Source organism: uncultured Kriegella sp. (genome assembly GCF_963975415.1).
Lineage (GTDB): Bacteria > Bacteroidota > Bacteroidia > Flavobacteriales > Flavobacteriaceae > Kriegella.
The window spans coordinates 74131-93531 of the sequence record NZ_CAXBGN010000012.1 but is presented as its reverse complement, the minus strand read 5'-3'; the positions used below and the strand labels follow the sequence as shown (position 1 = coordinate 93531).

The window sequence follows — 19401 nt, the reverse complement described above, 5'->3', positions numbered from 1 at the left end:
ACTCAAGACAGCCGACTTTTAGAAATCAAGGTGCACTCAATTGCCCCACATACGCTGCCATAGTTCGCGCAACAGTTTTTTTGCATCACCCCTCATTTTGGGCATTTCTTCTACTTCCACCTTTTCCCCCTTTTCAACGAGTTTATAACTAAAGGCGAACTTTGACTCATTGGGATCTAAACTGATCGGCCCGAACCGGAGGTCGTTAAAAAAGAGTGTACCGTCGCTTTTGGTTATCGTAAACCATCCACCGGTAATGACCTTCAAACGTTTCACTTTGTCGTTTGCAGCCAGTTCTCCTAATAATTGGTGATTTTTCGGATATACCTGAAATGAAATAGGTTCTTTATCGAAGAAGGAGAAATTTGCGATAAGGTAAGCATTTTCGGTATCAACATTGGCCGTCCAGAGCATTGTATTGAAAGGTGTGGGCCGTGTATCAATATCGGAATAAGCAATACCCTGTGCCTCTAAAGCCATTTCAAACCGTTGGTAGGCCATTCCCTTTAGAACCACCGTTGCCGCTAAATATCCCGTACTGATCGACAACCCTAACCGATTGTAGCGTTCGCGCTTCGGGTTGGTTCTCTTCTTTACCATGGACATTATCAGCAGTGTCAAAAAAGGGAGGGTATACAAGGGATCGATAACGAAGATACTCTGAAACGCCAATCGCAAATCGAAGGGCCAGAACAATTGTGTACCCCAAGTAGTAAAGGCATCTAAAAGTGGGTGCGTAAAAAGCCCCCAAAACATCAACCATGACCAATCTTTCCATGTAGCATCCTGTTTACGTTCCAGTTTTGAAATCAGCCATCCAAAAAGAGGGGCAAAAAGTATAGCAAAGAAAATGGAATGGCTAAAACCTCTATGCCACTCAATGGCCGTGACCGTATCGGTAAAATAGCGGGACAATACATCTAGGTCTGGGATAGTACCCGCAATTGCGCCATAAAGCATGGCCTTATTGCCCACTTTTTTCCCTAAAACAGCCTCGCCAACCGCAGCACCTAATACTATTTGAGTTAATGAATCCATTAATTTTTAAATTTATGTCGCGCCTTTCACGGATTCCTTCGCTACATTCTGAATGACGCCATTATGTGGAACGAAGGAAGCCGCCTGTCTTATCAACCACGGTTTCAAACAATCCCCATCTTCTTTAGCAAAAAGGAAGCATTCATATTTTGGCAAATGCCTTTTTTGAATTTGTAATCAAAATGCAATTCATGGTCAATAATCTCGGCGTCGAAATAATAGTTTTTGACCTGGGGCAACTCTTCGACGACTTCACAGAGACTTAAATCGTGGGTCGCGATGATTCCCGTTGATTTCGAGGCCACCAAACGCTCTACAAACTTTCGCGAACCTTTTGCCTTATCGGTACTATTTGTTCCTTTTAGAATTTCATCCAACACAATAAAATAGCGGTCATTTTGAATTTCGTCTACGATGTACTTCAATCGTTTCAACTCTGAAAAGAAATACGATTCATCATCGGTCAGGGAATCTGTGGTTCGCATACTAGTAATCAATTTTATAGGATGATACTCCGTATGGGAAGCACATACCGGAAGCCCCATATTCGCCATTACTATTTGCAGGGAAACGGTTCTTAAAAATGTACTCTTACCGGCCATATTTGCCCCAGTAATAATAAAGAACTGTTCGTCATCAATCTCGACATCATTCAGAATACTCTTTTGGGGGTCCAATAAGGGGTGCCCGGCAGCCTCCGACTTTAACACCACCCCAGACTCGACCAAACGAGGATATGTATAATCAGGATGGTTGTAACCAAAATTTCCAAGGCTGTTGTAAGCATCAAAAAAGGCAATCGTTTCGAACCATGCCTCAATATCATTCCCGTGTTGTCCGACCCATTTTTCGATAGCAAAACTAAGCTGCAAATCACGCAGTAAAAAGGCATTTGCAAAAAAGGCGATCAAGATATTATTACGTTGATCCAAGGCGCTTAAATGGCGGGAAAATTGATGTAGAACGCTAGAAGCCTTGCCATTTTCCTGAACTATCGTTCGTCTCCTTTGGGCAAGCAAATCACATTGAAAATCAGTATCCTCCAACTTTTCGATCAATTGTTTGTATTGCTGAAAAGTAGTTTGAATTTTAGCCGTATCGTTCGACAGCTTATTTATTTTCTTGAGAAATCTTCCACTAATGACCAATCCAAGAAAAAACCATCCGATCAGGACCAACCCAGGCATCCAACCCATAAAATATCCTGTTATTATAATCACAGATGCGATAGAAAACAGCATGGGCAGAAATTTCATTATCGCCGGAACAAAAGACTCGTATTGCTTCATCCATTTGATAATGACAGTATAAGGCGTTTCAGTCTTGACCAAAGATGCAATGGCGCTAAAATTCTGGCGCCAGTCGGGCATTTTAGCCAGTTCCATTATGGCCTGCTGCTTTTGATCAATGGCTGTTAGGGCATTTTCTTTTAGCAAGGCAGCCAAAGTTTCGCTACCCTGTGGCAATGCCGTACGATTACAATACTGGAAAAAAGAACCCTTGCCGAACAGGTCGATATCTTGACTGAAATAATGTTCAGGATCCTTAAATTCAGTGCCGGTGGCAAGATGGTGATAATTACGGTCTAAAACCTGAATTTCGGTGGAATTGATTTTAATAAGCGCCAATAATTTGTCTCTTTTATACTGCAAATTGGTATGTCTGGAAACCAATGCCAAAAAAAGTATTATTGCCAAAATAACGATACCCAAAACTAGCTTAGGACTACCAAAAAAAAAGTATATAGCGAAAGCCGCAATACAAAAAACAATCAAACGAATCATGCTAGAGGCAAACAATTGCTTTTTTAGTACAGCCAATTGAGATTCGTATAAAGTTATTTTATCGTTATAAAAGGAGTGAAGATTATTCATTTAGGAATTCATTGTTGTTGCGCTAAACTAGCACTGTTTACATCGTTCTAAAGCGCATCTAATTGGGCACGGAGCTTTTTGGTCAGCCCGGCAACAACCAAGTCGTAGGAATGATCTATTAATTCTTTGACCAATTTGGGCGAAAGGTTCTCCAACATCAGTGTATTCCAATGATTTTTACTCATATGATAACCGGGAGTGATATCTCCGTCATACAACTCACGTAATTCAATAGCTCGCTCAGGATTGCATTTGAGATTGACCTTTAAGGGCATACGTTCCAAAGGTGCCAAGGCAAACATTTTGCCCATGACCTTGAACACCAGCGTACCGGAGTCAAAAGGAAAGTCCTCGGCCGCCCCTTTTTTCGCAATGCAATATTCCCTGAAATCTTCAATGTTCACCCTTATATTCTTTTTTCACCCTCTTCAGCAATGTTTTTATATCGCTCCAAAAATAGCGTGATTTTAATATCGTACGATCACCAATATCGTTTCCTGAAACCGTTTCGATTTTTTCACCGTTCAAGTGCGTATAAAATTCGTGGGCCTTTTTATTTTGCTCCAAAACCCATAAATACAAACCTGAATTCGGATACCGCTCTTCGCTTTCATTTGCTACCAACGCCATTAAACTTTTGCCAATGCCCATACCCTTCATCTCAGAAGCTACATGTAAATTATCTAACAGCGTGCCATATTCCCGACTATGATTTAAATACGCACAGACAAAACCAACGATAGCACCTTCATGTTCGGCCACGCTGATAAACTGCCGCGGCTCGATAGAAGTAAGACGCTCTTGCCAAACAAGCCGTCGCTCAATTAAAGCTTCGGCATCAAGAAACGCATCACTAAATGCTCCCCTATAGTTTTGCTGCCAGCTCGTAACATGGAGGCCCGCTATACCTTCAATATCGGAAGGAGTCGCAGTTCTAAAAACAACCATAAACAGCGGCTTTAAATGGTCTGGGAATCATAGACAATGACTTTGCTCCAAAGCTTGCTTGATTCTTCTATAAAGGTATTGTGTACGTCTTCTTCTTGATATTTTTGCTGTGCCTCCGCAGATTCAAAAGTGACCATCAACGAATAGGTAAAAGAGCCGTCGACAACGTCTCTACTCGCCTGGGGCGGTGTACCGATAAAATTTGTTTTGGCATATTTCGAACTGTTCAAAAACTTCTGTAGCGAAGTTTCGAACGTTTTTCTGTCTTCTTGACGCTCTGGATTATGTAACCAGAAGAATACTGTATGGGCAAATGTTGGATCAAATTCTCTCATGCTCTATTTAATTTCGACCAGGGTTTAATAGGGTCATTTTCAAAAATATAAAAATACTACGCCTCTTTTCAGTTTTTATCAAGAATTCTCTTCCAAAAGTTTCTCGCGCTCTTCGCTCACCTCAAGCGCTGTATAATCTAATTTCCAACCAATAGTCTCCACTATTTTTTCTATCATCATTACGGCCTGCCAGGCATCCTTTCGTGCCGTTTCCATCAAACCGCTTTGGGGAATTTTATTAAGTATATGCTGTTTGCCTTCTTTATTCAAAGTGGTAATATCTTCCGAAGAAAAAAAATTGAACATTCCGCTTTTTATATCATAATACTGAATTTCCGGTTCGATCGAAATTACCTCGGGCTTCGGCATATAGGCCAAAATAATTTTTCGTTTCTCTTTATCGGCATGCACTTTTACCTTTTTAAAATCATAACCGATATGCACCTTGGCATTGATTACCAACAAGGCCTTTTTTTTACTTCTGAAAAGGTTTGTAAAATCGTTTTTGGTATTCTCGTATGTATAGATTTCGGCAAAATCGCCCTCGACAGATATTAACTTGCAGACACTCCTGATTTTTTCCAGCAAAACAATCGATTGCTGATCTGTACGCTCTTTGCTTTGTTTTATACGAAATCTCGAGAACAACCAGTACATGAGAACGGCCCCGAGAATAAGCCCAATAATAAGTAATGGTATGCTATCCATCCGAATTTCCTATTTCACCCAAATGGGTATATTTAAATCCTTTATCATATTTAAGTCCGTACCCCAAAGTCCTATCCAAGGCGGAATGGGCAAAAAGAATGACCCCGATCAACTGGAGCAAAGATACGGAAAGATATACCCCTACAAGATACATTAGAATGGCCACCCCTTTGTGATGAAAGAGATTGTAGACCGAAGCTCCGATAGTATTGCCTAAAAAATAGCCCACCATGCCGATATCTGGGGCAAGTATTAAAACTAAGAACCACCACCATTCATATTCTAGCAAGCCGAACAGGTATATTCCCAACATGAACATCATAAACTCCTCCAATTTCAAAATTGCACCCATGATTTGTTTATTAAAATTTTAAGCAATTAAAAATGGTATTCATTGGTCTTCCAAAGCATATAAAACAGGTCTACTGGGGCTCGCGTCGTTCTCAAAGGGGGCCACTTGAAGATTCAAAAAATAGGTGCCGTCTTGTATTGAATTGGCAACAAAAATAAACTCTGTAATCGTAGCATTTTTACGCATAGTGCCTTCGACATCCCAAAAAGCTTTATGCGCCCATAATGCCCCATCATCTTTCTCTTTATCAACCGAGGGCAAATCAACGAGTAAGTGTTCGACCCCCTTGTCAACTAAAAGTTGAGCTGCAGTTCCCAGCAAATAAGGAGGGTTGGTATGACCGTATTGCCTCGTTAATTTATCTTTTAAGTTCGGAAGGGTTCGTATAACTACGGCCTCCCTTTTTTTATTCCCCAAGGCATACTGCAACTGTTTCGGGGAAATGATTAAATCGCCCTGGTAGCGTTCGGGCGCAATGGTGATGAGTTCTGCATAAAAGAAAAAACGATTCAAATTTATGTTGATGGAGTGGAAGTCTTCGGTAATATGCCCCACACATTCGGTATGCGTACCATGCGCATGGGGATTAAACCAAATATCATTAAAATTAATGGCCGCACCTTCTGAAACCTTACCGACAAAATCACCTTCTTTGTGGGGTTCTATTTTTGGCGACGGTACATACCAAGCATTGACATTGGCCTCATCTCCCCGCATCGGCATTGAAATATCTAACGGTTTTGACAGGTCAATTCGATGGTTTTTGCTGCGATATTTTATTGTTGCTATCATTTACGCTGAACTTGTTTCAGTATAAATTTACCATAAAAAGGTCGGCTGCGATTCCGTCTGTCAAAAACTTTCCCTTTTTAGTCACCAACAGCGTGCCATCTTGAATATATAATAAGTCTTGCTCAATATATTTTCTTGTCTGTTGATGTAGGTATTCAAGGCTATTTTTACCGAAGTCATTTTCAACGCGTAGTAAAGAAACGCCCCAAATGGTTCGAAGCCCGGTCATGATGTATTCGTTATAACGGTCGGTTCGGGAAAGGGTTTCCACTTCCATGGGAAGTTGTCCATCGGTGATTTCTTTTATGTATTTGATATTGTTTCGAACATTCCATCCACGGTTCTTCCCATCATAGGAATGGGCCGAAGGGCCGATTCCCATATATTTTTTTCCCTGCCAATAAGCCGTATTATTCTTCGAAAAATAGTTTGGTTTACCAAAGTTTGAAATTTCATAACAAACGTAGCCTGCCTTGGCCAGACGGCTTGTCAAAATATCGTAGTGCGATTGGGCCTTTTCATCGTCTAGAGGAACTACGTTCCCTTTTTTTATAAAACTGGCCAGTGCCGTGTTAGGCTCAACGGTCAATGCATAGCTCGAAATATGCGAAAGATCAAAAGACAGGGCTTTTTCAATATTTTGTTCCCAGCGGTCGTTGGTCATACCGGGAACTCCATAAATCAAATCAATGGAAATGTTATCAAAGTATTTCGTTGCTTCCTTCAGGCAATTTACCGCTTCGATAGCATTATGCGCACGGTTCATGAATTTCAGGTCTTCTTCAAAAAATGACTGGATACCGATACTTAAACGGTTGATTCCCAAATTTCGATACGCACCAAAGACATTGAAAGCTTGGCTACGCCCGGTATCCGTAAAAATCAAATCGTCGGGGTTTGCCTCCAAGGTAATTTCGGGGTTTTCAGCGACTCTATAATTTTCATAAACCGCAGCAATTATGGCTTTGATTTCATGCAAATCAAGAACTGACGGTGTTCCCCCACCAAAATAAATGGTTTCCACCACTTCGTTTTCAAACTCGTTTTTTCGCAACTCCAACTCGTTTTGCAATGCCAAAACCATGGCCTCTTTTTTCCCCATAGTCGTCGAAAAATGGAAGTCACAATAATGACAGGCCTGTTTGCAAAAAGGAATATGGATGTAGATACCGCTCATCGAAAAGTCATCAGTAAATAGTTATTAGTGAACAGTTTTATTTTGAGCCAAATTTCTCGGGGTTATTAATCATGTAAAATATCAATTTGCCTACTTCTTTGCTCTGAGCGAGAAGTTTCCCATATATTGCTTCATCAATATACTTGCATTTAAAAGAAAATTCAAGCCAAGATTGGGTTTCTAAATTTTCTCCGTCACTATCTGTAAGTTTGTTGATGAAATGTTTCGGATAAAGTCGTTTAGCATACGATTCTGCAATATTGGCGGACACACTTCGAGATGATCGGCGTATTTGATCTGTCAAAGCGTATTTTTCTTCCTTTGGAAATACAGATGTAATATCAAATATTTGCATTGCCAAATCAACCGATTTTTGATAAGCCAATAAGTTCTGAAATGTATACTTCTTGTCCACTGCTCTTTTAGTTTATCATTCTCTTGTCAACACTATAACAGCAAACTGACCACTGTTCACTGTTCACTGTTCACTGTTTACTGTTCACTTTTTACTGTTCACTGCTTCCTGATCACTTCTTCACCCTTTTCCCGTTCTGCTTTACAAAAGCGTCCCAGCCGGAATAGCTTTTTCCAACCTCGACCCGTCCTTCATTATAGAAATGACATACGGCGGCGGCAAGGCCATCGGTACTATCCAAATTTTTAGGAAGCGATTTCAACCCCAACATATTTTGAAGCATTTTCGCCACCTGTTCCTTACTTGCATTTCCATTACCGGTGATGGCCATTTTTATTTTTTTTGGAAGGTACTCCGTTATCGGAATCTGTCGTGAGAGTCCAGCTGCCATGGCAACGCCTTGAGCCCTGCCCAATTTTAACATCGATTGCACATTTTTCCCAAAGAATGGGGCCTCGATTGCAATTTCATCGGGGTGATACGTGTCTATCAGCTCTAAGGTTCGTTCGAATATAAGCTTAAGTTTGGTATAGGGATCGTCGTACTTTTGTAGCAACAGTTCATTCATCTGAACAAATTGCATTTTTTTGTTAACTACCTTGATAAGACCGAAACCCATTATAGTTGTACCGGGATCAATACCTAATATGATTTTTTCTGTGGACAATTGTTAGTTTTTAGCTGTTAGTTGTTAAGTGTTAGAAACACTAAATATTCTGCTTTTGAATTCAAACTTGAATCAAGTGATGCCGCCATCACGACAACTACACTTAACTCTACTGAGAATCGATTATTTCGGATTGATTACAATCGGTATCCTGAATTTTGAGCGTATCGGGATGCCCCTTTTCAAAGCTGGCTCCAATTGAGGAAGACTATTTAGGCTTTGTTCTATTTTCTCATTGAATTCAGAGGTTCTCGCACCAAAAATCTCACTGTTTGAAATATTCAAAACGGTTATACCCCCATTACTTTCGGAAATAAATTCAACATACACGGTGTCTTTAACCTCATTATCGACCGTAAACTCATATTTTTGAAGCGTACTTAAAATATGCAGAAACAAGGTCTCTTCAAAGCATTTTTTTTGCAAGACTTTGGTTACCGTTTCATCACATTCGCTGAATAAAGGGTACTGATCAACATCGTTCCAATCAATATTCAGCATTTCTTGGTTCACCAGTTTTTGGGTCTTGGCATCCTTTGATTCGAAAAAATCGCAGGACGTGAAACCACATAACATTAGTAAAATCAAAAACTTTCGCATAACCGCTAAAATTGCACGGAAATTACGATTTTTTTGTGGGACTTTGACTGTTACGGAACCAATGCAAAATCGTATATCTTATGAATCAATATGTTAGCAACGAACATATGTAGCTAGCAATCGAACATTCTACCCGATTGGTAAATTATTTGCGTTAAATAAAGACTTAAGAATTTAACTCCCCGATCTTGTCGGGGGGAAAGCCTACCCCTCGATTAAAAAGAAGGGAGCCCATAAATCAAACATTCTGTAGTAAAAGGACAGCTACGGAAATTTTTATCAAAGCATAGCTCCTTCCTTTTTCGAAGGGAGGTGCCCTGACCCTAAATCAGGACGGAGGGTTGCTTTTAAAATAAAATCCCAGGATTAAACGATTAAATCCGATTTAAAAGAGAAACAGGCCAAAAAAAACCATTTCAATTGCTCGCGAAGTGGATTTCTTGTTTCAGTTCTTTGATACGTTTTAAAACCGTTTCAGAAAAGTAGCGTTGTTGGGTTCCGAATTTTGTGATAAAACGTTCATAATACTCCAGTTTTACCTTAGGGTCTTTGAGATGTTGATCGGAAAGAAAACACACCTGATAAAAGACCCTCATATTATCGGGATCTTCCTTGAATGCCAACATGTAGTAATTGAGCGCCTTCTTTGGTTTTTCCTGTACGGAGGCAATCTGTGCCAGACTTTCATATTCCCTTGCGAAGTTGACCTCTTGTACTTCCTTTGAAAGTTTTATATAATACTGGGCGCTATCCAACATCCGATCTTTAAAAAATACATGGCCCAAATTGAAGTAGTAATCGGGATTCGAATCGTCGATTTCCAATAACACATGATAGTTAGTCTTTGCTTTTTCAAATTCCCACATATGGTACTGGCAATTGGCAAGCTTGGCATAAATATATTCTTTTGTTTCACCTAGCTCCAGCAATCGCTCAAACCAAGGTGCTGCTTTACCAAATTCATCGTTATTATAATACGCCAAGGCCTTCAGGTTTATGAGAGCAACATCTTTTTCATAAAATTCCAGTCCCATGTCGACATAGGTCAAAACGGAATCTTTCTCTCTTTGGGCCACATAATATTTACCCAATTGGAACAAGCTACGAAGGTGTGTGGTATCTAATCTTACGGCTTTTTGATAAGCGAGAATACTTTCATCTGTTTTTTTAAGCAATTGTAACGCTTCCCCCAAATAATAAAGATACTCTGGATTACCGTTATTTTCTTCAGACAACTTTTCAAAAAGCGACTTACCTTTTGCTGCCTGTTTGGTTTTAAGATACAGTTTCGCCAATTCAAAACTGGCAATCTGCAATGTCGGGTGTTCTTTAAGAATACCTTCATACTGCGCTACCGACTTATCAAAATTACCCACGGCATTATAGGCACGGGCTATCTGTAAGGCAGATTGTTGCGAACCGACTTTAGCATAGGTATTTATAGCCCGAGTATAATCTCCCAAGGCATAAAGACTATCGGCAGTGACAAAAACCGAAGTTTGGGCCGCGACTTTAAAAATTAGGAATATCGCCGTAAAAAACATGAATTTTCTCAAAATCTTTACCTTCAATTTTAAAGAGATTTTTATAGTATTCGACATAACCGTATTAATCCGTTATCCAACTACCTTTAGAACCATTGATTACTTTTCCTTTGACTGCGCTGAGGATGTCAATTCAATTCTCAATAAAGTCCAAAAGCTATCTTACCGTCTCAACACGATACTTATGTTGATCCGTTACGGTAAGTTTGGCCGTGGGAAGGCCGACATACTGAAAGGCGATGACATCTCCTTTTTGGGCTTCAATGGCAAAATTGCCATCGAAATCGGAAACAGCACCTTTCGAGCTTCCTTGAATGGAAACATTCACCCCAGGCAACCCTTGTGAACCGTCGGTAATTGTTCCATACACCGCATTTTCCCCATTCTCGTTTCTATAGCCCAAGATTTGCATCTTACCGGAGTTAATTTTGCGAATATTCGCCTCCGAAGTCTCATTTTCATTGGGACCCTGCAATTTAAATGTCATAGGAATAGAAAATGGCACCCGAACAGCATTGCCCTTTTGTTTACCTGGGGTCATTTGCGGTAATTTGGCGATAATTCTTGCTGCCTCATCTTCAAGTAACTTGTCTGGCCCACGCATTCTTACTCCTCCGATACTACCATCTTCTTCAATAACGAACAGAATGCTTACCCGACCTTGAATACCCTGCTCTTGAGCTTCTACAGGATATCGGAAATTCTTACTGATATGCCGCTGAATCTTTTGATTAAAACAAGCCCTTTTATCGACTGCATTTTCACAACCCGGAAATATAGGCACCTCTTCTATAACTGAAAAAGGCACGTCTACACCTTCCTCAAAACCAGCATCATTTGCCTTTGCCGCACTTTCCTCCCCTCCGGTCAATTTAAAGGTTATCGGAATGGAAAACGGAACGCGAACGGCTTTACCTTTTTGCTTGCCCGGAGTCATTTGAGGTAATTTGGAGATAATTCTCGCCGCCTCATTTTCAAGTTCCTCATCCGGTCCTCGCATCCTTACCCCTCCAATACTGCCATCTTTCTGAATGACGAACATAGTACTTACTCGCCCCTGAACACCATTTATTGCAGCTTCTTCAGGATATCGGAAATTCTTGCTGATATGCTTTTGTATCATTTTATTAAAACAGTCCCGAGGATCTTCAGCGTCCTCACATCCAGGGAAAATCGGAACCTCGTCGATTACGGCAAAGGGTACGTCTATATCTTCGACGACCTCAATAAGTTCTTGAACCTCTTTTTCCTCCGTCTCACAAGAAGTATAAAATAAGATACCCATAAGCATAGGCACCAAAACCAAATACTTTAACTTCCAAATGCCTTTTGATTTTGATTTTTGTAACATGACTATTCGTTTTTTGATTAATGATGATTTAAAAAATTGATTGACGAACGAAATGTGTTCCGTCTGAAAGACTTCAGATAAAAGCAGCTGATAAGACTCCTTTTTATCGGTTTTTGCAACTTCTGCATCGGCGATGAACTCGTGCAGTTCTGAAATTCGACTTTGATAGATATAGACCAGCGGGTTGAACCAACTACCGATACGCATCAGTTCAAAAAAAATCAGGTCCCATGAATGTTTTTGTTCGATATGCACCAACTCATGGCGAATAATGCTTTCGTGCTCTTTTTCGAGTACCTTATCGCCCATAAAAATGGATCTGAAGAACGAAAAGGCCAAATGGCTATTCTGTACTACGATACGCGTAAAATTCGGAAAATATTGAATCTTGCCCTTGCTTCGCAATTGTTGAATTTTATACAATTTATGGGTGAACAATAGGGCTGCAATGGCCATCCCAACAAAAAGAAGTATTTCACTCCATGATAGGTTACTCAAGAAACCTTCGGTGGTAGTAGGGCCTACGACAACCTCATCCAAATTCCAAAGAAACTTGGGGTACACATCGTATTCTTCGGGCACGGTAGTTTTTAATGCCTCGATTTTTACCCACGGCAGTACTAGCGACAACGTATAGGTGCCAATTAGATACAAACGGTTCCATTGAAAGAAGGTCTCCCGTTTTAAGAACAGGTCGTAAATGACAAGGAACACCAATTGAATGGCGATGGCTTCTATTATATATGGTGTCATGGTTTGTCTTCTTTTTTGATATCCTTTAAAATCGATTCCAATTCAGAAAGGCTCATATCGTTCTTTTTCATAAAAAAGGAAACCATACTTTTAAAGGATCCTTGAAAATAGCCGTCGACCAATTTGTTGATGGACTGGTTGCTATAATCTGATTTTTTGACCAACGGAAAGTACAAGTATCCCCGCCCCTCTTGTTGGTGGTCGACAAAACCCTTGTCCTCTAAAATGCGGACAATGGTCGAAACCGTATTATAGGCCGGTTTGGGCTCGGGCAATTCGTTAATAATGGCGGCCACATTACATTTCTCCAATTGCCATAAGACCTGCATAACCTCTTCTTCTGCTTTTGTTAGTTGTTTCATATCTTATACTTTTAAAAGGCAGGAAACCTTTTTTTATACTCACTCTAATACTATCGGGTACAAAGGTTGATTTTTAATTCTTTTTGCCAGCCCGAATCTCCCTGCTTATTCCAAATTAGGTTTTATAATTGAAGATTCATTCTCCCTCTCTTTAACATCAATAATAGGGTTTTTTAAATAACCAACTATAACCACTTCATTCAAGGGCACTACCTCCGCTGGTGCCTTAACATCAACATAACTTACGACCACCACCTCATCTAAGGCCATAGCTTCAATGGCCTTCGTATGCAATTTACTTTCTTGAGCTTCATTGGAAATAAACACCAAGCTTCCTATTGCAGTTATCAGCACTATTAAATAAGATGCCTTCCAGGCGCTATTCGTTTTTTGTATCATGATAATTTAGCTTAAAATTATAAATTGACACTACTAATATAACTAATTTTTTAGTTTAAACTAATTTTTTAGTTATAAAATTTCAATGAAAGCCTTTTAAGGCTGTAACATATTCATGCAAACCCCGTCTAACAGAAAAAATATCGAATGGATATCGTTTTACTGATTTTTGGCTTTCTGCTAATGCTCGCAGGAATTCTAGGCAGCTTTCTCCCCATTCTACCAGGTCCGCCCATAAGTTGGATCGGCCTTTTGATGTTGTACTTTACCAATGCGGTGCCTGACGATTGGCTGCTTTTAGGCATCACGGGGGGCATTGCCCTGATGGTATTTGCACTCGACTATATTATTCCAGCAGTAGGAACAAAAAAATTTGGAGGGAGCAAATCAGGCATAATAGGTACCACTATCGGACTGTTAATCGCCTTGATCTTTCCTGTTTTCGGACCTTTCGGAATCATTATCTGGCCCTTTATCGGTGCATTTGTTGGAGAACTTCTTAACAAGTCGGATAAAAAAACGGCAGCAAAAGCTGCATTCGGCTCATTTTTAGGCTTTATTACCGGTACGTTTTTGAAATTTATGGTTGCCCTTATTTTTTTAGGATTGTTCATTTCGAAGGCATGGGATTATAAATACGCCTTGTTCCCATATTTCAACTAAAGCCTTTAATCAGGTCGTCATGAAACCGCTACCCGTTCTCATCGTATTTTCTGCAATATCCTTTCAGGTATTTAAATGCGGCCCAAAGCACTATTCTCGCAAAAGTGCAGCGCGAATAACCATGTCGACCATGATATTGTTTACAGCCATGAACCATTTTATTTTTTCCTGAAGAATGGCATTGCTGTTACCAATTTACACCCTATAAACTGGCAATCGTTTACATCACAGGAATTCTGGAGTTTATGGCCTCGATTTTTCTATTGCCCCCCCCTATCCAATCGCAACGGGATGGTTCTAGATATTCTTTTTTATTGCCCTGCTTCCTACGAATATGAATGCGGCCATTCATGGGCCAATCATCAGATAGGAAATACAGACGGATCAGAAATCGAATTGCCATGGTTTAGAATTCCGTTGCAATTACTTTTATAAGATGGACCTACTATACCACCCTTCGAAAAGGGAAGGGGCAAAAAAGTATTACATCCAAACAACCTTGTTTTCTATTGGAGTACGGGTCTGCTCTGTAATCTCTTCATCAGAATAGCCCATATAAAAGAACCCCAGACACATTTCACCATCATTTAGATCAAAAAATTCATTCATGAATTTAATGAGTCCGGGTGAACTCCAATAACTGCCGATTCCCATTTCGGTACAACAAAGCCACATATTCTGTACGGCCATGGCAGTAGCTGCTATTTCCTCCCATTCGGGTACAGATTCATTAGGATCACGCTGCATACAAACCGCAATAATGGCACCTGCTCGTTTTGGGTTTTCCATCAGTTTTTTAACCTTGAATTCTTTGGGGCTAGCGTCGTTCTCCATATATTTTAATGACAAAAACATACCCAACTTGGCCTGTGCTTCGCCCTGAAGTACTTTAAACCGCCATGGTTCTGTTTTTTTATGACTCGGGGCCCAATTCGCAGCCTCCAGAATCTTCTCAATATCCGATTTTGCGATAGGTTTGTTGTTATACTGTACCGGAAAAACGGAACGTCTATTTTTTATAAGGTCGAAAATCATTTTTCGCTAGATTTTTTTTGTTCAAAAACCAAAATTAGTCATTTTACCGGTTCCACTAAAACAAGTAGATTAGAAGAAAAAATAAGGGAAGTGGAATACTATTAAAGACGACATACCGCCACCGTAAACCGTTTTTTTATATAAAAGATAATTCACTTCACCAATATTGACTTTTTACTTACTGTCCACTGTTTTTATTCCAACCAGCTTTGATAGTATTTACCGTCGTCGATATCTAAAGCTGCCTGTGTCAGTTGCAGCGGTTTAAAGGTATCGATCATGACCGCCAACTCTTCGGTCTTGGCCTTACCGATACTCGCCTCATATGTACCCGGGTGCGGCCCATGTGGAATACCCGCAGGGTGCAACGAAATATAACCTTGATCTATATTCTTTCGACTCATAAAATCACCATCGACATAGTATAAAACCTCATCGGAGTCAATATTCGAATGATTGTAGGGTGCCGGAATTGACTGCGGATGATAATCGTACAACCTCGGACAAAACGAACATACGACAAAGGCACTGGTCTCAAAGGTCTGATGCACTGGTGGCGGTTGATGTACACGCCCGGTTATAGGCTCAAAATCGTGAATGGAGAAAGCATATGGATAGTTATAACCATCCCAGCCCACCACATCGAAAGGATGGGAAGCATACACGAGATGATGCAATTGCCCCTGTTTTTTAACTTTTATCAAAAATTTGCCCTTTTGGTCGTATGTACGTAAATTTTGTGGCAGTTTAAAATCGCGCTCACAATAGGGCGAATGTTCCAAATGCTGCCCGAACCAATTGCGATAGCGTTTAGGCGTATAAATCGGATGGTACGATTCGGTCACCAACAAACGATTCTCTTTGGCATCAAATTCTATCTGATAAATCACCCCACGGGGAATAAGGATATAATCGCCATATTCAAAAGGTATTTCACCAAATAGTGTTTTTAAGGTTCCAGAACCTTTGTGAACAAATAAAAGTTCATCGGCATCGGTATTTTTATAAAAGTAATCGCCCATCGATGTTCTTGGGGCGGCAAGTGCAATATGGACATCGTTATTGAACAACACAATTTTTCGACTTTCGAGATAATCGTCTTCAGGCTTGATTCTAAAACCTTGCAACAATCTCGATTTGATGTTATGCGCCACAGCTGGTTTTGGAGAGACATCCAAAGTCATACCAACATCCCTTACCTGCGTAGGTCGATATAAATGGTACATTAAAGAAGACATGCCATCGAAGCCTATTGTTCCGAACAATTGCTCGTAATGGAGCGTACCGTCTTCTTTCTTGAAAATGGTATGTCTTTTAGGGGGTATTTTGCCCAAGGTATGATATAAAGGCATAGTGATGAATTACTTTTTGTTCTCCCTTAAATTTACAACTATTTTAAAAGAATAGCTCAAGGACTAATAAAAGTTCAAACAAACATCAGATTAGGTATTTGATGATAAATGGTATTATCATACCGAACTATGGAACAGGCGGGCACAAAAAAAGCCTCCCATAAGGAAAGCCTTTCATTGGTGGACAATTTTTGATTGTCCTACACAATCCCCGTGTGGGGACACAACACAACGCACAAATATACTAAAGGTTTTTGGATTAATTTAAAATTAAGGAAAACCTATTTCTGTTGTGCTAAAAAGGCTACCAATGAGGCCATTTCCTCATAGCTTAGCGAGTTCGCCAAACCTGCCGGCATCATCGAGGTTTCCAGTTCCTTTCGCTCAGCGATATCCGATTTTTTCAAGTCCGTGGCAGTTCCCACAATATTTCGAATGGTCAAATCATTCGCCGATTCACTGGTTACGAAGCCTACATAATTATCACCATCTTTAGTGCTAATCTGCACCGTTGAAAATCCTTGGGAAATCGATGCATTCGGTTTTAAAATAGATTCTGCAATCTGTTCCCTATTCATAATAGACCCGATTTGCCCCATAAAAGGGCCTTTCATCACTTGGTCTTTAGAAATACTATGACAGGCAACACAACCTTGACCATTAAAGAGCTCGGCTCCTTTTGATGGATCCCCCTTAATCTTGGCCAACGCCAACATCACATCTTCTATTGACGCCTCACCAATCTGTCCCTTTTTATTTTTAATTTTTTCAAAATCAACTACAGGCATATCTTCCTTCGGCTTTTCAACTTTTACTTCTCCAAAAGCATCGATACCTAACCGATATTTACTATTCAGCTCAGCAAAAAACTGCTTATCACTTCTAACCATCTTCTTGAACTGACCCACCAAGAAAGACCGAATCACCGGTGACTGCTCCCATTCAACGGTCTTATAGTACGGACCATGGGTATCGGGCCTGGTACTCCACCACCATGAGGTATCGTAGGGCGCTTCTTTGTGATAGATTCGTGCCAATGTATGGATCACCTTTTTATTGAATGCTTCATCATTAGATTTGTCTGAAGCTTCAATAAGGGCGCCCACTACTTTTGGGCTATGCATATAACGCATGGCCCAAAGTGCCATCGCTTCTTGGTCTGTTCCCAATGCAGCAATGCACTCGTCTACTGCATTTAATTCAACCAATGCCTTTACAGCCAAATGTGGCAGTACAATTTCAGCATTCGGCGTTGCATGCGGACCTTCCGTATTGATTTTCGGAGCCACAAATGAATCCGGCACCTTGAATTGCAACAATTCTTTGGCTGCGAAGGCATTGCCCAAACGCCCTAAACCGATTATGGCTGCCGCCTGCACTTCGGGAGCGCTAGACTTTAAGCCCTTTAGAAAGGGCTGAATCGGGGCTTTTGCCGCCATTGTCTTAAAATCTGCCAATGAACGTAATGCAAAACGTTGAACCGCCGTGTCTTCGGTAAGGCTTACCAAACTTTCTATACCGGTCTCGCCGGCAAGTTGCGCATAAGTAAAAATTGCAGCAGCACGCACTTCCAAAGATTGTTCGCTATCTTGTGCCAACTGCAGCACTTTTGAAGCTGATCCACTTTCAGAGCGTTGTAATAATTCATATTGGGCACTCAAACGGGACTTTGCGTTTTTGGCTTTCAATAAACCGACCAATTCGTTGATCGAAGCATCCTCAATATCGATAAAGGGTTCATACGAAAATCCTTTTGGGGTAACCCTTACCACATAGCCCTTATCAGGATTTCCGGAATAACCGGCACCATCCCATGCAGAAAGATACATCGTACCGGAAGCATCGACATCGACATCGGTTATCTGTGGTAATTGAATAAATTGTTCTTCGCTTTGGGTAAAACTTGGCCCATCTTCGGCAACACGGTGTATATACAATTGGTTTCTGCCCCAATCGGCCATCATAGGTACATTATTATATTTTTCGGGCCACCGACTATCGTTCATAAAAAGGGCCCCGGTTCCCGATCCACCGCCAACATCGATCAACGCCGGCAAAGTCTCTTCCGTAAAATGTTTAAAAAGTACTGGGTACCCATATTCCGCGGATTGTATTTGATGAATAAACCGAACATTCCAACCACCTCCGTCGTTGGTGTTCCCTCGTGTAAATATATTCATAAAGGGATCGATGGCCACGTCATAAATATTACGCAAACCATGGGTATATACTTCCATTCCCGTTCCATCGGGGCGTATTCGTAAAATGCCTCCGCCCAATTGGGTCAGTTTTGTTCCATCGCTGGCCGTGGCATTATGGAATCCAAAATCTCCAACGGCAATATAGATCCATCCGTCAATTCCCATCTGAATACCATTCGTAGCATGGTCGGTACCTCGATCTTGTAAATACTTTGAATTACTGACATTCTTAATCAAGACTTTGGCAGGGCCATCGGCAATACCATCTTTATCCACATCATCAAAAACCACAAGATCCATATTATCGGCTTTCTTAGTACCTTCGGAAAAGGTGGTATGAAGCACAAAGACCTGATCACCCACGGGTAAGATTCCCCTCGGGTTGTCCAACTGCGCAAACTCGGTATACGAATCCATGATTCCGTCGTGGTTACAATCAACCAATCGCTTAATGAAGCCCTTTCCCATCTCTTTTCCCAGAGAGCCCATCATATCGACCCCGACAAAAACTTCGCCTGAAGGGGCGACAGCCATACAAGCCGGACTCGGAGTAAGTTCTGGCCCTGAAAAACCTTTGACCACCAAATCTTTGGGCCAGTTCAATGCATTTATCACAGAATCTGTAGGGTATTCAACAACCACAGTACTTGGTACACATTTTACCTGTTCATCTTTACAGCTCACAAAAACCAGGGCGAGCACTAAAAAAAATCCGAATCTTTTAATCATAATTGAACTACTATTGTTATTTACGAACAAATTTATGCCACTACCCTTAAAACTAGGATCGTTAGGTTAAATTTGGATAAGAGCTATTTATTATTTGGATTGCAAA

General features: G+C 40.6%; 21 protein-coding genes. 1 reads left to right on the top strand and 20 read right to left on the bottom strand.

The annotated features are described in order from the left end of the window. Positions 1-36: 36 nt before the first annotated feature. The 16 genes from AACZ88_RS20215 to AACZ88_RS20140 all read right to left on the bottom strand — a co-directional run bounded on the left by AACZ88_RS20215 (position 37) and on the right by AACZ88_RS20140 (position 13315). A complete protein-coding gene (locus AACZ88_RS20215) occupies positions 37-1038 on the bottom strand; it encodes a metal-dependent hydrolase (protein WP_339714449.1) in 1002 nt (333 codons plus the stop codon). A gap of 104 nt (positions 1039-1142) precedes the next feature. Next, positions 1143-2912, bottom strand: coding sequence for a DNA mismatch repair protein MutS (locus AACZ88_RS20210; protein WP_339714446.1), 1770 nt, complete (start codon positions 2910-2912; stop codon positions 1143-1145). 47 nt (positions 2913-2959) lie between these two features. Further along, entirely contained in the window at positions 2960-3316 is a 357-nt protein-coding gene (locus AACZ88_RS20205; protein WP_339714443.1) for an MmcQ/YjbR family DNA-binding protein, read from the bottom strand. Further along, a complete protein-coding gene (locus AACZ88_RS20200) occupies positions 3306-3860 on the bottom strand; it encodes a GNAT family N-acetyltransferase (protein WP_339714440.1) in 555 nt (184 codons plus the stop codon). The genes AACZ88_RS20205 and AACZ88_RS20200 overlap by 11 nt, the downstream gene beginning before the upstream one ends. A gap of 11 nt (positions 3861-3871) precedes the next feature. Then, positions 3872-4195, bottom strand: a complete 324-nt coding sequence (locus AACZ88_RS20195) for a Dabb family protein (RefSeq protein WP_339714437.1) — start codon at positions 4193-4195, stop codon at positions 3872-3874. Positions 4196-4273: 78 nt separating this feature from the next. Beyond that, the gene (locus tag AACZ88_RS20190) at positions 4274-4903 is read right to left on the bottom strand and encodes a DUF4230 domain-containing protein (RefSeq protein WP_339714434.1); all 630 of its coding nucleotides are present in this window, start codon (positions 4901-4903) and stop codon (positions 4274-4276) included. Further along, a complete protein-coding gene (locus AACZ88_RS20185) occupies positions 4896-5255 on the bottom strand; it encodes a DUF4260 domain-containing protein (protein WP_339714431.1) in 360 nt (119 codons plus the stop codon). Before AACZ88_RS20185 ends, AACZ88_RS20190 begins: the two co-directional genes overlap by 8 nt. A 39-nt stretch (positions 5256-5294) precedes the next feature. Continuing rightward, on the bottom strand, positions 5295-6047 hold the full coding sequence (locus AACZ88_RS20180; RefSeq protein ID WP_339714429.1) for a cyclase family protein: 753 nt from the start codon (positions 6045-6047) through the stop codon (positions 5295-5297). A gap of 16 nt (positions 6048-6063) precedes the next feature. Beyond that, a complete protein-coding gene (gene hemW, locus AACZ88_RS20175; RefSeq protein WP_339714426.1) occupies positions 6064-7224 on the bottom strand; it encodes a radical SAM family heme chaperone HemW in 1161 nt (386 codons plus the stop codon). A 37-nt stretch (positions 7225-7261) separates the two neighbouring features. After that, complete coding sequence (locus tag AACZ88_RS20170; RefSeq protein WP_339714424.1) at positions 7262-7639, bottom strand: four helix bundle protein; 378 nt, start codon at positions 7637-7639, stop codon at positions 7262-7264. Between the two features lie 112 nt (positions 7640-7751). Beyond that, entirely contained in the window at positions 7752-8306 is a 555-nt protein-coding gene (ruvC, locus tag AACZ88_RS20165) for a crossover junction endodeoxyribonuclease RuvC (RefSeq protein ID WP_339714421.1), read from the bottom strand. Between the two features lie 123 nt (positions 8307-8429). Beyond that, positions 8430-8906 carry a hypothetical protein gene (locus tag AACZ88_RS20160; RefSeq protein ID WP_339714418.1) on the bottom strand — a complete coding sequence of 159 codons (477 nt, stop codon included), beginning with the start codon at positions 8904-8906 and terminating at the stop codon, positions 8430-8432. A gap of 416 nt (positions 8907-9322) precedes the next feature. Beyond that, positions 9323-10477, bottom strand: coding sequence for a tetratricopeptide repeat protein (locus AACZ88_RS20155; RefSeq protein WP_339714415.1), 1155 nt, complete (start codon positions 10475-10477; stop codon positions 9323-9325). Between the two features lie 130 nt (positions 10478-10607). Continuing rightward, complete coding sequence (locus AACZ88_RS20150) at positions 10608-12554, bottom strand: TonB family protein (RefSeq protein WP_339714413.1); 1947 nt, start codon at positions 12552-12554, stop codon at positions 10608-10610. Beyond that, positions 12551-12916, bottom strand: a complete 366-nt coding sequence (locus AACZ88_RS20145) for a BlaI/MecI/CopY family transcriptional regulator (protein WP_339714410.1) — start codon at positions 12914-12916, stop codon at positions 12551-12553. The genes AACZ88_RS20150 and AACZ88_RS20145 overlap by 4 nt, the downstream gene beginning before the upstream one ends. A 105-nt stretch (positions 12917-13021) precedes the next feature. After that, positions 13022-13315: a hypothetical protein gene (locus AACZ88_RS20140; protein WP_339714408.1), complete on the bottom strand. Its 294-nt coding sequence runs from the start codon at positions 13313-13315 to the stop codon at positions 13022-13024. Positions 13316-13462: 147 nt separating this feature from the next. Between AACZ88_RS20140 and AACZ88_RS20135 the strand changes: the two genes are divergently transcribed. Then, positions 13463-13978, top strand: a complete 516-nt coding sequence (locus tag AACZ88_RS20135) for a DUF456 domain-containing protein (RefSeq protein WP_339714406.1) — start codon at positions 13463-13465, stop codon at positions 13976-13978. A gap of 220 nt (positions 13979-14198) precedes the next feature. On the opposite strand, the gene AACZ88_RS20130 is transcribed toward AACZ88_RS20135, so the two are convergent. The 4 genes from AACZ88_RS20130 to AACZ88_RS20115 all read right to left on the bottom strand — a co-directional run bounded on the left by AACZ88_RS20130 (position 14199) and on the right by AACZ88_RS20115 (position 19295). After that, positions 14199-14381 carry a hypothetical protein gene (locus AACZ88_RS20130; RefSeq protein ID WP_339714404.1) on the bottom strand — a complete coding sequence of 61 codons (183 nt, stop codon included), beginning with the start codon at positions 14379-14381 and terminating at the stop codon, positions 14199-14201. A gap of 80 nt (positions 14382-14461) precedes the next feature. Continuing rightward, complete coding sequence (locus AACZ88_RS20125; RefSeq protein ID WP_339714402.1) at positions 14462-15013, bottom strand: nitroreductase; 552 nt, start codon at positions 15011-15013, stop codon at positions 14462-14464. Positions 15014-15207: 194 nt separating this feature from the next. Next, positions 15208-16365 (bottom strand): homogentisate 1,2-dioxygenase, encoded by a 1158-nt coding sequence (locus AACZ88_RS20120; protein WP_339714399.1) that lies wholly within the window; start codon positions 16363-16365, stop codon positions 15208-15210. 281 nt (positions 16366-16646) lie between these two features. Next, positions 16647-19295 (bottom strand): HEAT repeat domain-containing protein, encoded by a 2649-nt coding sequence (locus AACZ88_RS20115; protein ID WP_339714396.1) that lies wholly within the window; start codon positions 19293-19295, stop codon positions 16647-16649. Positions 19296-19401: the final 106 nt, after the last annotated feature.